A 13982-nucleotide genomic window follows, 5' to 3' on the forward strand; every position below is an offset into this window, starting at 1 on the left:
ACAGCCTTTACAGGCGGCCTTCCTTGACCGCCTCCGTCACCCACGGGATGACCTCGTCGAGCATCTTGTCCAGCGACGTCGTCGCCTCGAAGCCGAGCACCTCGCGGGCCTTGGTGACGTCCGGGACGCGCTTCTGCACGTCGTACTCGTAGGGGTCGTCGGAGACCACCCGGAACGGCACGTCGGGGCCCTTGATCTTGCGCCAGATCACCTCGGCCAGGTCCAGGACCGTCGTCGACTCCGCGGTGGAGATGTTGAAGTCCTGGTTGGTCGCCTCGTCGGACTCCATGCAGGCGATGATGCCCTTGGCCAGGTCGCCGCCGTAGGTGTAGTGGCGGACCTGCTCGCCGGAGCCGAGGATGTGCAGCGGGTCCTGGCCCTTGACGATCTTCTGGACCAGGTCGGGCACGACGTGCGACATGGCCAGCTTCACGTTGCCGGAGAGGACCTCGATCTCGCCGAGGGCCCGGCCCTCGCCGACGCCGACGCAGTTGAACGGGCGCACGATCGTGTAGGGCAGCTTGTACTGGTCCCACGCGGCCTTCGCGAAGTACTCGACGGCCAGCTTCTGGAACCCGTACGAGGACAGCGGCGGCGGCACCTGGCGCTCGTCGCCCTCCTTCGACGGCCAGTGCGTCGTCGACTCGAAGACCATCGACGAGGACATGTACGTCATCTTCTTGAGCGTCCCGTGCTGGTGCGCCTTGATCGCGGCGTCGCAGGACGAGGCCATGATCCGCTCGTTGCTGGCGAGCAGGTCGTAGGCGTACGCGTGGAAGTAGGAGATGCCGCCGATGAGCGCGGCGCCGGCGATGAAGTGCTCGCAGCCGTCGAGCAGGTCGGTGACGAGGTCGACGTCGCGGGCGTCGCCCTCGACGAAGCGGTAGTCCGGGTGGGAGTCGTAGCTGCGGGTGACCGGACCGTACTTCGAGTAGTTGTCCAGGCCGACCACCTGGTAGCCGCGGGCGAGCAGCTCCTCGACGACATATCCACCGATGAAGCCGGCCGAGCCGGTGACCAGGACCTTTGCCACGAATACTCCTTATCCTTGGTGAGCCGTGGAACTTTGGCTAGCGGAACGGTCGGCCTGCGCGTCGTCCTGCGCGGCCGTCGAACGGGCGGCCTGCGCGTCATCCCGCGCGGCCGTGGAAGCCGGCCGTTTCGCCAGCTTCTCCACACTCAGTCTGGGGCCGAAGGCGAACCAGTACCACTTGAGGTAGCTCGGCATGAACCGGCCCACGTCGAACCGGGACTCCCCGAGCTGGCGGTCGAGCCAGATCGTCGGGATCTCGGCGACGGGCAGCCGCAGCCGGGTCGCCTTCGCGGTCAGCTCGATGCCGATCTCGAAGCCGGTCTTCGACTCGATCCCGACCTGGCGCACGAACTGCGTCGAATACGCCTTGAAGCTGTTGGTGGCGTCCCGGGTGCCGACGCGGGCGAACCAGTGCAGCGTCCGCCCGGCGTTGCGCGACAGCATCCGCTTGAACCGCGGCCCGCCGACCTGCTGACCGCCCGGCATGTAGCGCGACGCCGCCGCGACCACGACCCCGCGGTCGACCAGCCGGGCCAGGTCCTCGATCTGGCGCGGGTCGTCGGAGCCGTCGGCCATGGTGACGACGGCCACGGGCGCCCGGGCCACGTCGATGCCGAACCGGATCGCGTTGGCCGGGCCACGGCCGTAGGTGTTGAGCACCGGCCGGACCCGCGGGTCACGGGCCTGGACCTCCAGCGCGAACGGCACCGTCGTGTCCTCGGGCATGTCGTGCACCACGAGCACTTCCGCCGGCATCATCACTTCGCGCAGGATGCGGTCCAGGCAGCGGACGATGGCTTCGCCCTCGTTGTAGACCGGGATGACCACAGAGATCTGTGGCGTCAAGCTCATATACGCACGCCCTTGTTCGTCACGCCCCACATGTCCGCAACCGGAATTTCGGTCTGCAGGTCACGGTACTCGGGGTGAGGAGCGGCGATGATGAGCAGGTCCGCGCGGGTGAGGACGTCGTCGAGCGGCACGAACCGGTCGTCCTTCACATACGGATCGGTGCAGAGCGTCTCCTTGGCCCGCAGCATGACGACCTTGCGCAGCTTGTAGGCGAGGGACTCGCGGATGTCGTCGCTGCCGCCCTTGAACGCCATGCCCAGGATGCCGACCGTCATCTCCGACAGGTCGAAGCGCTCCTGCAGCTTCGACACCACGTAGAGCGGCAGACCCTCGTTGATGAGCATCGCGCTGTGGCCGAGCACGAAGTTGTTGTTGTTGAACGCGGCCAGCTGCATCGTGTCCTTGAGCAGGCACGGCCCGGCCGCGAAACCGGCGCCGGGCATGTCCGTCGCCCGCGGGTATTGGAACCGGATCGCGTGCCGGATGCGCTCGAAGTCCAGGCCGAAGTCGTTGGACATCATCCAGAACTGGTTGGCCGCGGCGAACTTGATGTAACGCCAGGTGTTGGTGAACAGCTTGGCCAGCTCCGCCTCCTCCGGCTCCAGGATCACGATCTGGCCGGCCAGGTTGCGGAACAGCTTCTCGGCCCGCTCGGTCGCCTCGGGCGTGCGCGCCGCGACGATCTGCGGCAGCTCGAACAGCTCGGTCATCGCCTTGCCCTCGGCGATGCGCTCGGGGCAGAACGCGACGTCGGCGTTCACGCCGAGCTTCTTGATCAGCTTCTCGGTGAGCGCGGTCACGCCGGGGTGCACTGTGCTGCGCAGCACGATCAGCTGCCCGTCGCGAAGGTATTCCGCGCAGCGCTCGATCGCCTTGGGCACGGCCGCGATGTTGGGGTTGAGGTGCTCGTCGACCGGCGTGCCCACGATCACGACGAGGTTCTCGGCCGACGCGACGCTGGCCGGGTCGGTGCTCGCCTTGAGCCGGCCCTCGGCCACGGCCTTCGCGAGCGGCTCGGCCGCACCCTCCTCGTCGAACGGCAGGGTGCCGCTGTTGACCACGTTGACCGCGGCCTCATTGATGTCGTACAGGGTCACCTGCAAGCCACGGGAGGCCAGCGCGATCCCGAGTGGGAGCCCCACCCGGCCGCAGCCGCCGATCACCACGACGTCGGTGGTGAACCCCGCCGATGCATTGACGTCTGTCACGCTCTGCCCCTTCGATCGGCCTTATATAGAAGAACGCCGCCAACAGCAATAGGCGCGGTGACGGTACCATCTCCGGCCCGGCCGTCCCCCATCGAGCATTACGCACAGTGTCCGAAACCGGATACGAGTGACGGCGGCCACACCAGTGAGATGCGACCGCCGTCAACAGTACTGTCACGCTCCGCGCAGGACCGCCCCGAAGCGATCGGCCGCCACCGCTACAGCGGCGTCGCGGGCGGCGAGGGCCTCCTCGCCGGTGAGCGTGCGGTCCGGCGCCCGGAACGTCAGCTTGTAGGCCAGGGACTTGCGGCCCTCGCCCAGCTGCGCACCGGCGTAGACGTCGAACAGCCGCAGCGACTCGAGCAGCGTCCCGGCCCCCTCGGCGAGGGCCGCCTCGACCTCGCCGGCCGGGGTGGCGCCGTCGACGACCAGCGCCACGTCGATCAGCGCGGCCGGGAAGTTCGACAGCCGGGGTGCGATGGAAACCCCCGGGATCGGCACGACGTCCAGGTCGAGTTCCATCGCGACGGTACGGCGGGGCAGGTCCAGATCCGCACAGACGGCCGGATGCAGCTCACCCGCGTGCCCGACGACGACGTCACCGACGAGGAGCGCGGCGCACCGCCCCGGGTGCCACGGCGCCTCGGCCCCGGCCCGCACGGTCAGCTCCACGCCGGCCGCCGCGGCGACGACCCGGGCCGACTCGACCGCGTCGGCCCAGTCCGCCGGCCGCCCGCCGCCCCACCAGCCGGCCGGGTCGGCCTCGCCGGCGATGACGGTGGCGACGTGCCACGGCTGGTGCGGCAGGAGCGCCTCGACCGCCGCGAACTCCTCGGCGCTCGGGGGTCCGTCCACCCCGTGGGCCGGCGCGATCGCCAGCGGCCCGGACGGGAGGAAGACCGGCCCGATCTCGAACAGCGCGACGTCGCGCAGGCCGCGCCCGAGGTTGCGGCGCAGGGCGGCCAGCAGCGGCGGCAGCAGCGACGTGCGCAGGCCCGGCTCCTCGTCGGAGAGGGGGTTGCGCAGCAGCAGCATCTCCCGCCGCGGGTCGCCCTCCGGCACGCGCATGGCGTCGAGGGCCGCGCTGCCGACGAACGGCCAGCACAGCGTCTCCACGTAGCCGGCGTCGGCGAGCGCCCGGCCGACGGTCCGCCGCCGCCGCTGACCCGCCGTCAGTCCGCGGCCCGGCGGTGCGATCGGCAGGACGCTGGGGATCCGGTCGTACCCGTCGAGGCGCAGCACCTCCTCGGCGAGGTCGGCCGGGTCGTTCAGGTCGTGCCGCCAGCTCGGCGGGGTCACGGTGAGCTGCTCGCCGTCGGCCACCACCTGCGTGCCGATCAGCGCCAGGATCTCCAGGACCCGCTCCGGCGTGTAGTCGACGCCGGCGAGCTGCGACGGGCGCCGGACCGACATCGTCACCGGCACCGGCGGGACGACCGCGTAGACGTCGGTGACGGCGGTGGAGACGGTGCCGCCGCCGTACTCGGCCAGCAGCGCCGCCGCCCGCGCGCACGCGGCCGGGGTGATCTGCGGGTCGACGCCGCGCTCGTAGCGCTTGCCGGCCTCGCTGGGCAGCTTGTGCCGGCGGATCGTGCGGGCGACCGAGCGCGGGTCCCAGTGCGCGGCCTCGAACAGCACGTCGACCGTGCTCGCCGAAACCTCGGTGGTGGTGCCGCCCATGACCGCGGCGAGCGAGACGACGCCGGTGCCGTCGGCGATGACGATGTCCTCGGGGTCGAGGACGCGGTTGACGCCGTCGAGGGTGGTCAGCTTCTCACCGGGCTGGGCCCGCCGGACGACGAGCGGGCCGGTGAGCCGCTCCAGGTCCCAGGCGTGCATCGGCTGGCCGATCTCGATCATCACGTAGTTGGTGATGTCGACCGGCAGCGAGATCGAGCGGATGCCGGCCGTGGCCAGCCGCGTCTTGATCCACTGCGGGGTGGCCGCGGCCGGGTCGACCCCGCGGACCGCGACGGCGGTGAACCGGTCGCAGGCCACGCTGTCGAGGACCTCGATCGGGTAGGCGTCCGTGCCGTCGCCGTCGATGGGCAGGACCGCCGCGACCGGGTCGCGGTAGGCGCCGCCGACGGAGTGCGACAGCTCGCGGGCGATGCCGCGGACGCTGAAGCAGTACCCACGGTCGGGGGTGATGTTGATGTCGACCACGACGTCGTCCAGGCCCACGAGCGGCCGGGCCTCGTCGCCGGGCTTGGCCGAGTCCGGAGCCAAGACGATGATGCCGTCGTGATCGTCGCTCACACCGAGCTCCTGGCCGGAGCAGATCATGCCGTTGGAGACGTGGCCGTAGGTCTTGCGGGCCGCGATCTTGAAGCCGCCGGGCAGCTCGGCCCCGGGCAGCGCGACCACGACCAGGTCGCCCTGGGCGAAGTTGCGGGCGCCGCAGATGATGCCCTGGGGCTCGGGGTTGCCGACGTCGACCAGGCAGTACCGGATCGGCTTCTTGAGGTTTTGCAGCTCTTCGATGTTCTCGACCCGGCCGACGACCAGCGGCCCGGTGATGCTCGCACCGGCGTCGAGGAGTTCCTCGACCTCCAGGCCGACCTTGACCAGGGCCTTCTCCAGGCCGTCGGCGTCGAGATCGGCCGGCAGGTCGACGTGCTCGCGCAGCCAGGACAGCGAAACGCGCACCTCAGGCCTCCCATCCGAACGCCCGCGCGTAGCGCACGTCGCCCTCAACCATGTCGCGCATGTCGGCGGCCTCGTTGCGGAACATCAGGGCCCGCTCGATGCCCATGCCAAACGCGAAGCCGGAATACTCCTCCGGGTCGATCCCGCAGGCGCGCAGCACCCGCGGGTTGACCATGCCGCAGCCGCCCCACTCGACCCAGCGCGGGCCGTCGCGGTGCTGCGGGAACCACAGATCGATCTCGGCGCCCGGCTCGACGAACGGGAAGTACGACGGGCGCAGGCGGGTCCGGGCCTGCTCGCCGAAGAGGCCCTTGACGAAGTTGTCCAGGGTGCCCTTGAGGTGGCCCATGGTGATGCCCTTGTCCACGACCAGGCCCTCGACCTGGTGGAAGACGGGGGTGTGGGTGGCGTCGAGCTCGTCGGTGCGATACGTGCGGCCCGGGCAGACGATGTAGATCGACGGCTTGCGGGTCGTCATCGTGCGGGCCTGCACCGGCGAGGTGTGGGTGCGCAGGACGACCCGGGAATCCTGGTCCTGATCGGGCGCGCCGGCGGCCACGAAGAAGGTGTCCATCATGGACCTGGCCGGATGATCCGGGTGCATGTTGAGGGCGTCGAAGTTGTACCACTCCCACTCGACCTCGGGGCCCTCGGCGACCTCGTAGCCCATGCTCACGAACAGGTCACCGGCCCGCTCCATGATCTTGGTCAGCGGGTGCTGGGCGCCGGCCGGGCGGCGGGCGGCCGGGAGGGTGACGTCCACGGCCTCCTCGACCAGGACCCGCTCCTCCCGCTCGGCGGTGAGGACGGCGAGCCGGGCGTCGAACGCGCCCTGGATGGCGACGCGGGCGAGGTTGACGCGCTTGCCGGCGTCGGCCTTGGCCGCCGGGGGCAGCGAGCCGATCTCGCGGCGGGCCAGGGACACGGGGGCGCGGTCGCCCAGGTGCTGGTGCTTGAGCGCGGCGAGTGCGTCGAGGTCGCCCGCCCCGGCGAACGCCTTGTCGGCCGCGGCGACCGCGTCGTCGAGCGCGCCCTGGTCGAGCAGCGCGGCCTGTTTCGGATCGTACGGATCGTTGCGGTAGGTCATCGGACTCTTCCCACGGGAGATTGGCCTCGGACAGTCTAGAGAGGTCCGCCCGCCGGTCGTGGGAAGAGGTCAGGAGGTGGCGCTTCCTGTCTGCCCACCGCATCCGGCGGGCCACATAAAGGAAGACATCACTGCACACCCCTCATCGCTTTCGCGGAACTGTACAAGCATACGGCCGCGGCCGCAGCCAGATTCAGGCTCTCGGCGCCGCCGTAGAGGGGCACGCGCACGCGGAGATCGGCGTTCAGGTCCTTGGGCAGGCCGTGCGCCTCGGAGCCGAACAACCAAGCGCTTGGTCTATCCAACGTCGCGACCTCGAAGAGGTCCGCGTCGCCGTAACCGTCGGCGGCCAGCACTTGCAAGCCCCCCGCTTGCAACGTGGCAATCGTGGCGGCGGTATCGCGGGCCCGGACGACGTCGACGTGGAACAGGCTGCCGGCCGATGACCGCACGGCCTTGCCGTTGTAGGGGTCGACGGAGTCGCCGGCGAAGATGACGGTCTTGGCGCCGGCGGCGTCGGCGGTGCGCAGGACGGTGCCGGCGTTGCCCGGGTCGCGAATGTCGACGCAGACGGCGACGAGGCGGGGCGCTTGAACAAGCGCTTGTTCGAGCGGAATATCGCGTTGACGGCAGACGGCCACAACGCCTTGAGGCTGCACTGTGTCCGCGAGAGCTTCCATGGCGGCGTCATCGACCAGCGAGGCGGACCACTCCGGGTAGCGGGCGGCGGCCTCGGCGGTGGCGAAGAGCTCCGTGACCACGCCGGCCTTCAGTGCCTCGCGGACGGCCTGCGGGCCCTCGGCGAGGAAGCGGCCGCTCTCGTCCCGGTCCCGGCGGCGGTGCAGGCGCCGAGCAGCGACGACCCGGGGCGTTCGAACGGTGAACACCCCGGGTCGCGAGCTCGACTGCGGATCAGGCGGCGGCAACGGCCGTCTTCGCCACCTGGACCAGGCCGGTGAAGGCCTTCTCGTCGCTGACGGCGAGCTCGGCCAGGATCTTGCGGTCCACCTCGACGCCGGCCAGGCGCAGGCCCTGGATCAGGCGGTTGTACGTCATGCCGTTCGCGCGGGCCGCGGCGTTGATCCGGGTGATCCACAGCTGGCGGAAGTCACCCTTGCGGTCGCGACGGTCGCGGTAGGCGTACTGCATCGAGTGCAGCACCTGCTCCTTGGCCTTGCGGTACAGGCGGGAGCGCTGCCCGCGGTAGCCGCTGGCGGTCTCCAGGACGGTGCGGCGCTTCTTCTGGGCATTCACTGCCCGCTTCACGCGTGCCACGGTTCAAACTCCTCAGGCGAGACCGGCCTCAGGGCTGTGCCCCATCGCGGGCCGGTCGAAGTCTAGAAAGGTCGGGGGGACAACGCCGAGGGTTATCGGCCGAGCATCTTGTTGACGCGACGGGTCTCCGACGGCGCGAGCTCCACGTTGCCGGTGAGGCGACGGGTGCGCTTGCTCGACTTGACCTCGAGGAGGTGGCGCTTGCCGGCGGGCTCGGCGAGGTACTTGCCGCGACCGGTGACCTTCACGCGCTTCTTCATCCCGGAGTGCGGTTTGAACTTCGGCATGGCTGATGTTGCCCTTCAATCGCTGCGGCACGCAGCCGGGCGCCCGCGCAGTGCAGGACCCGCCCGCACGACGCGGTGGTGGACACGGTGGTGCTACGCCCCGGGCCGCTTGGTGAACGACCCGGGCGTCAAATGGTGCTGCGGCCCCGGTGTGCGGGCCGGATATCAAGCCTGGTCGGCGGTGACCGGCTCCGGCTGCTCGGCGACTGGTTCGTCCTCCGAGCCCGTGCCGTCTTCCGACTTCTCGCGGCGCTCGGTGGCCGCGGCCTTCACGTTGCGGTGCGGTGCCAAGACCATGATCATGTTACGGCCGTCCTGCTTGGCCGAGGACTCGACGAAGCCCAGCTCCGAGATCTCCTCCGAGAGCTTGCGCAGCAGCCGGAAACCAAGCTCCGGGCGGCTCTGCTCGCGGCCACGGAACATGATCGTTACCTTGACCTTGTCGCCCGCCTTGAGGAACCGCACCACGTGACCCTTTTTGGTCTCGTAGTCGTGCGGGTCGATCTTCGGGCGGAGCTTCATCTCTTTGATGACGGTCTGCTGCTGGTTACGCCGGGCTTCCCGGGCCTTGAGCGCGCTCTCGTACTTGAACTTGCCGAAGTCCATGAGCTTGCAGACGGGCGGGCGTGCCATGGGCGCAACTTCAACCAGGTCCAGGTCCACGTCGGCGGCCAGCTGGAGTGCGCGCTCGAGCGGGACGATGCCCACCTGCTCACCCTCCGGGCCGACCAGCCGGACCTCACGTGCCCGGATCTGCTCGTTGATGCGTGGCTCTGTGGTGATGGGGCCTCCTCGATAGGTACTTCAATCTCATGTGGCCGACCTGGGCGGGAACGCCAAAAACCCCCGCCGCGCATACGCAGGCGAGGGCCGTTCGACGGACTCCCGAATAAAGTCCGCCGGACCGGACCCGGCCGCCTGTTGCAGCTGCACGGGTGGGAGCTCGGCGCTCCGCTTCGAACACCCCGATGTGGGTCGGGATGCGGTCGACGGTGTCTACTCTACCACGACCGCCGGGTCAACCGCGGCGGGCGTCCGGCTGGCCGTGTGCAGGGCCCGCAGCGCCCGGGCCGCCTTGACCGCGTAGTCCTTGTCGGACATCTGCACCGCCATCACCGCGACCCGCTCGTCGTCCTGCAGGTCGAGGGTGAGCCAGGGGGCGCCGCGGCCGAACGTGACGCCGCGCACGACGTCCCACGGCAGGTCGTAGGCGCCGATGATGTTGCGCACCCGCACGCCGTGCTCGTCGGCCTCGACCCGGGGCCGGGTCATCAGCAGGATGCCGGCGGCGGCGCACAGACCCAGGCCGATCATCGCCGCCTGGTCGCCGCGCTGGAAGTAGCCGGGGCCGTCACCGGTCTTGCCGTGCAGCCCGAAGGCGATGAGCGTGAAGACCACCACGACGACGAGCGCCAGAACGTAGGCGATGATCCGGGCCCGCTGCGGACGGGCGACGACTGGGGCCGGTTGCGCACTGCTGCTCACGGCCCCAGTCTGCCACTTCGGCCGGACACCGCCGGAGGCGGCAGGCCCGGACGCCGTCAGAGGCGGCAGGCGTGGATTCCGGTCACGAGGATGGCGCGGGCGCCGATCTCGTAGAGCTCGTCCATGATCCGGTGCACCTCGGCCTGCGGGACCATCGCCTGGACGGCGAACCAGCCCTCGCGGTGCAGCTTGGAGATGGTCGGCGACTCGATGCCCGGTGTCAGCGCGACGGCGGCGTCGAGGCCGTCCTGCTGCACGTCGTAGGCGAGCATGACGTACTGCCGGGCGACGAGGACGCCCTGGAGGCGGCGCAGCAGCTGCGGTACCCCCGCCGGAATATCGTCACCGGCCCGCCGGATGAGCAGCGCCGACGATTTCATGATCGGATCGCCGAGCACGTCCAGCCCGGCCTGGCGCAGGGTCTTGCCGGTCTCGACCACGTCGGCGACGACGTCCGCGACGCCGAGGCGGATGGCGTTCTCCACGGCGCCGTCGAGCCGGATGATCGCGGCCCGCACGCCGTGCTCGGCGAAGTAGCGCTCCATGACGCCCGGGAACGCGGTGGCGACCCGCAGGCCCTCCAGGTCGGCCGGGGCGGTGCCCTTCAGCGAGCCGGGGACGGCGGCGAAGCGGATCGTGGCCCGGCCGAAGTTGAGGTCGAGCACCTCCACCGCCGGGCTGCCGGCGTCGACGAGCAGGTCGCGGCCGGTGATGCCGAGGTCGAGGTCGCCGGAGCCGACGTAGGTGGCGATGTCACGGGGGCGCAGGTAGAAGAACTCGACGCTGTTGGCCTCGTCGAGGCAGAGCAGGTCCTTGGGGTCGGAGCGCTGGCGGTAGCCGGCCTCCTGGAGCATCTGGCTGGCGGGCAGGGCGAGGACGCCCTTGTTGGGCACGGCGATACGCAGCATGCGGGGCTCTCCACTCATAACGACGGGAAGGACGAGGACCGACCTACAGATGTCGGTAGACGTCTTCCAGCGACAGCCCCGTCGCCAGCATCAGGCACTGCACCTGGTACAGCAGCTGCGAGAGCTCCTCCGCGGTGCGCTGCGGCCCCTCGTGCTCGGCCGCCATCCAGCTCTCGGCGGCCTCCTCGACGACCTTCTTGCCGATGAAATGGACACCCTTCTCGAGCGCGGCGACGGTGCCGGATCCCGGGGTGCCGGCCGCGGCCTTGGCGCTCAGCTCGGCGAACAGCTCGTCGAAGGTCTTCACGGGGACGGATTCTCGCAGGCCCGCGCCCGGAAACGGAATCCGATTAGCGACAGGCGTGTCGCGCCTCACCCCACGGTGAAGTCATGGTCGTCCATCCACTGCTCGGAGGAGTCCTTCTCAGAAACCAGAAAACCTTCGATGGTGTACCGCCCTGAAGGCAACGTCAGCTGCAAGCGCGCCTCACCGAGTGCCGGCGCACCCGCGCTGAGCTGCACGGTGCGCTCGTCGACCAGCGCACCGCCGGCGCTGCGGACCCGCAGGCTGACGGTCCCCTCGAAGGCGACCCCGGCGAGGTACACCGTGAACGTCTTGCCCACCACCGCGCCCTCGTCCGGCTCGATGACCCACACCGGCCCCTGCAGGTCGGCGAGGACCCCGGTCCGCAGGACGCCACCGGTGTCGACGGCCCCCCAGAGCCGCGGCTCGGCCTTGCCGTCGACCAGCAGGCGGATGCCGTCGGCGTGCTTGATCGAGGTGTACGTCGCGGCCGCGGCCACGGTGTAGAGCAGCTGCTGGAGCGCCAGGCGGGGGTCGTCGGGCTTGGCGCCGACACCGCCGAGGTCGACGGTGACCTGGGCCTGGCTGATCGTGATCCGGTTGACCTTGACGGTGCCCGGCCACAGGCTGCGGTAGTCGGGGTCCTTGGCCTTGCCCTGCAGTGAGAGCTCGACCGCGGCCTCGATGCGGCCCTCGTCGGTCAGGGCGGTGGCGGTCAGGAACTCGCGGTACAGCCGGCCGTTGCTCGTGAAGTAGGCGGGCAGGCTGATCGTCGTCGTGGTCGCGCTCAGACTGGGCTTCTTCGACTGCTCCGCGCCGTTGCCGGCCGGCTGGTTCGCCGGCTGGCCCCGGTTGACCTGGACCGCCACCACGGCGATCGCGATGGCGGTGGCGACGGCGGCGACCGCGCCGATCGCGGTGCGAAAGGTGCGGTGCCACGTGCGGGCGGTGCGGGCCCGGATCCTCGGCAGGGCGTCGGGCGACGGCTCGACCTCGTCGGCCCGGGCCCGCAAGGCCTCCCGCAGCCGCTCCTCAGGTGTTTGACCGGGCCTCATAGCGCCTCTTCCAGACTCTTGCGCAACGCCTGCATCCCGCGGGACACGTGGCTCTTCACGGCGCCGCGGCTGCACCCCATCGCGTCGGCGATCTCGGCCTCGCTGAGCTCCGCGTAGTACCGCAGCACGATCGCCTCCCGCTGCCGGGTCGGCAGCCGCCGCACCGCCGCGAGGACCTCCCGGTGCCGCAGCAGGCTCAGCGCCCCCGTCTCGGCGCTGACCACCACCTGCGGCCCGTCCGGCCCCTTCGCGACGTGCCGCTCGACGACACCGCGCTTGCGCAGCGCCGACCGGGCCCCGTTGAGCACGCTGGTGCGCAGGTAGCCCAGCGCCTTGTCGGCGTCGCGCAGCCGCCCCCACCGGCGGTGCAGGGCCACGTAGGCGTCCTGGACCACGTCCTCGGCCACCGCCTCGTCGTGCAGCAGCAGCACCGCGAGCCGGACCAGCCCCCGGTAGTGCGCGGCGAACAGCGCCCCGATGGCGTCGTCGGCGCTCATGTGGTGGAGGTTCTCCGCCTCCACGCCGAACAGTCGAGCCCGAAGTCCCGACTGGAGGTCGCGCGCCGGATCGCCGGGGGTCGCTGCCTGCACGTGCCCACGGTGCCATGCCGCGGCCGCGGTTTCGGCTGTCACACCCAGACGACGCGCGGGTCCGCCCGACGGTTTACCGGCCCGATCACCCGGTTACGCGGATCACCTGGTTACATTGGCGGGCGTGACCGATTTCTCCGACGAAGAGTGGGGCCTGCTCGTCGGCCTCCCCCAGTCTGTCCTGATCGCCGCCTCCCAGGCCGAGCACGACGGGGCCCGGCGCACCCGCGAGGAGTGGGCGGCGGGCATGACCGCCATCGCCGACGGCCGCGGCTCGTCCAGCGAGCTCGTGAAGTCGGTGGCGGCCGAGGTGGTCGCCCGGCAGGGTGACATCACCGAGGGCGAGGAGCCCCCGGTCATCGAGTTCCCCGACCGCGACGCCGGCCTGGCCGACGTCATCGCCCGGGCCGGCTCCGCCCACGAGCTCCTGGCCGCGAAGGCCGAGGCCGCCGAGGCCGAGGCCTACCGCTACTGGGTCGTCACCCTGGCCGACACGGTCGTGGGCGCGGCGAGCTCCGGCGGCGTGCTTGGCATCGGCGGCGAGCAGGTCACCCCGGCCGAGCGCTCCTTCCGCGACCAGCTGGCCGCGGCACTCGAGGTCTGAGCCGCATTCACGGTTCGGCCTCCACCGCCGGACCGAGAGGCGGGACCTCTCGGCCGGCGCGGGCATCCTCGCCGTCACGCTGTTGCGAAGCGCTGGTGTCCCGGCTGGAACCACTCGGTGCTCAGTCGTGCGTCAAGCGGCCCAGAAGATCAGCCCCACGCCCAGCACCAGAACCGCCAGGCCGGCCGCCCAGCCGGCGATGAGTCCAATACCAAGATTGCGGTTTCGGCGCAGCGTTCCAACGCCGGCACCGACGCATCCGACGAAGAGCACGAGTTGGGCGAGGGCCGTGATGGCCGTCGCCGTGAACAGCGAGTCGGGCACCGCGTAGAGGACCATCGAGACGAACGAAAACAGCCAATATCCGCAGACCAGCACCTGTCCGACCACCCCGACGGCGGCGCCGCCCAGGAACCAGCCGAACCGCCGACCGGACCACCAGTGCCGCTGCGCCGGGAGTGACACCGGCGGCGCGACCGGCAACGACCCGAGGCTCAATGGATCGGACACGTCCTCCACGACCGCTCCTCGGATCTTCGCGGCTGGCGGCCAAGGCCGACGACGCCGAGAGAATACGTGGTCAGAATTCGGCCGCGCCACCCCGCACCGACATATGCGAAAAGTCGGATATCCGGGCGCCGCGGC

General features: G+C 70.6%; 16 protein-coding genes. 1 reads left to right on the forward strand and 15 read right to left on the reverse strand.

Features of this window, described 5'->3' with window-relative positions:
• Positions 1-7: 7 nt before the first annotated feature.
• The 14 genes from ACIA8L_RS34485 to ACIA8L_RS34550 all read right to left on the reverse strand — a co-directional run bounded on the left by ACIA8L_RS34485 (position 8) and on the right by ACIA8L_RS34550 (position 12733).
• Complete coding sequence (locus tag ACIA8L_RS34485; RefSeq protein ID WP_395911046.1) at positions 8-1033, reverse strand: NAD-dependent epimerase/dehydratase family protein; 1026 nt, start codon at positions 1031-1033, stop codon at positions 8-10.
• A gap of 9 nt (positions 1034-1042) precedes the next feature.
• The gene (locus tag ACIA8L_RS34490; RefSeq protein WP_395911047.1) at positions 1043-1885 is read right to left on the reverse strand and encodes a glycosyltransferase family 2 protein; all 843 of its coding nucleotides are present in this window, start codon (positions 1883-1885) and stop codon (positions 1043-1045) included.
• A complete protein-coding gene (locus tag ACIA8L_RS34495; RefSeq protein WP_395911049.1) occupies positions 1882-3093 on the reverse strand; it encodes a nucleotide sugar dehydrogenase in 1212 nt (403 codons plus the stop codon). The genes ACIA8L_RS34490 and ACIA8L_RS34495 overlap by 4 nt, the downstream gene beginning before the upstream one ends.
• Positions 3094-3267: 174 nt before the next feature.
• Positions 3268-5742 (reverse strand): phenylalanine--tRNA ligase subunit beta, encoded by a 2475-nt coding sequence (gene pheT, locus ACIA8L_RS34500; protein ID WP_395911051.1) that lies wholly within the window; start codon positions 5740-5742, stop codon positions 3268-3270.
• A 1-nt stretch (position 5743) separates the two neighbouring features.
• Positions 5744-6829, reverse strand: coding sequence for a phenylalanine--tRNA ligase subunit alpha (gene pheS, locus ACIA8L_RS34505; protein WP_395911052.1), 1086 nt, complete (start codon positions 6827-6829; stop codon positions 5744-5746).
• A 128-nt stretch (positions 6830-6957) separates the two neighbouring features.
• Positions 6958-7716, reverse strand: coding sequence for a TrmH family RNA methyltransferase (locus tag ACIA8L_RS34510; RefSeq protein WP_395911053.1), 759 nt, complete (start codon positions 7714-7716; stop codon positions 6958-6960).
• 25 nt (positions 7717-7741) lie between these two features.
• Positions 7742-8104, reverse strand: coding sequence for a 50S ribosomal protein L20 (gene rplT / locus ACIA8L_RS34515; protein WP_223095878.1), 363 nt, complete (start codon positions 8102-8104; stop codon positions 7742-7744).
• A gap of 92 nt (positions 8105-8196) precedes the next feature.
• The gene (gene rpmI / locus ACIA8L_RS34520; protein ID WP_395911055.1) at positions 8197-8391 is read right to left on the reverse strand and encodes a 50S ribosomal protein L35; all 195 of its coding nucleotides are present in this window, start codon (positions 8389-8391) and stop codon (positions 8197-8199) included.
• A gap of 165 nt (positions 8392-8556) precedes the next feature.
• Complete coding sequence (gene infC, locus ACIA8L_RS34525) at positions 8557-9156, reverse strand: translation initiation factor IF-3 (protein WP_395911740.1); 600 nt, start codon at positions 9154-9156, stop codon at positions 8557-8559.
• A 231-nt stretch (positions 9157-9387) separates the two neighbouring features.
• Complete coding sequence (locus ACIA8L_RS34530; RefSeq protein ID WP_395911057.1) at positions 9388-9876, reverse strand: PH domain-containing protein; 489 nt, start codon at positions 9874-9876, stop codon at positions 9388-9390.
• Between the two features lie 56 nt (positions 9877-9932).
• Positions 9933-10784 (reverse strand): ATP phosphoribosyltransferase, encoded by an 852-nt coding sequence (hisG, locus tag ACIA8L_RS34535; RefSeq protein ID WP_395911059.1) that lies wholly within the window; start codon positions 10782-10784, stop codon positions 9933-9935.
• Between the two features lie 43 nt (positions 10785-10827).
• On the reverse strand, positions 10828-11091 hold the full coding sequence (locus ACIA8L_RS34540) for a phosphoribosyl-ATP diphosphatase (protein WP_344620409.1): 264 nt from the start codon (positions 11089-11091) through the stop codon (positions 10828-10830).
• A 65-nt stretch (positions 11092-11156) separates the two neighbouring features.
• Positions 11157-12143 (reverse strand): Gmad2 immunoglobulin-like domain-containing protein, encoded by a 987-nt coding sequence (locus tag ACIA8L_RS34545; protein WP_395911061.1) that lies wholly within the window; start codon positions 12141-12143, stop codon positions 11157-11159.
• The gene (locus ACIA8L_RS34550; RefSeq protein ID WP_395911063.1) at positions 12140-12733 is read right to left on the reverse strand and encodes a SigE family RNA polymerase sigma factor; all 594 of its coding nucleotides are present in this window, start codon (positions 12731-12733) and stop codon (positions 12140-12142) included. Before ACIA8L_RS34550 ends, ACIA8L_RS34545 begins: the two co-directional genes overlap by 4 nt.
• 124 nt (positions 12734-12857) lie before the next feature.
• Between ACIA8L_RS34550 and ACIA8L_RS34555 the strand changes: the two genes are divergently transcribed.
• Positions 12858-13337, forward strand: a complete 480-nt coding sequence (locus ACIA8L_RS34555; protein ID WP_395911065.1) for a hypothetical protein — start codon at positions 12858-12860, stop codon at positions 13335-13337.
• A 132-nt stretch (positions 13338-13469) separates the two neighbouring features.
• Here ACIA8L_RS34555 and ACIA8L_RS34560 read toward each other — a convergent pair whose 3' ends face one another.
• Positions 13470-13856: a hypothetical protein gene (locus ACIA8L_RS34560; protein ID WP_395911066.1), complete on the reverse strand. Its 387-nt coding sequence runs from the start codon at positions 13854-13856 to the stop codon at positions 13470-13472.
• Positions 13857-13982: the final 126 nt, after the last annotated feature.

Origin of the sequence: Dactylosporangium sp. NPDC051541, from assembly GCF_044454505.1 — a bacterium.
In the GTDB taxonomy this organism is placed as follows: Bacteria; Actinomycetota; Actinomycetes; order Mycobacteriales; family Micromonosporaceae; genus Dactylosporangium.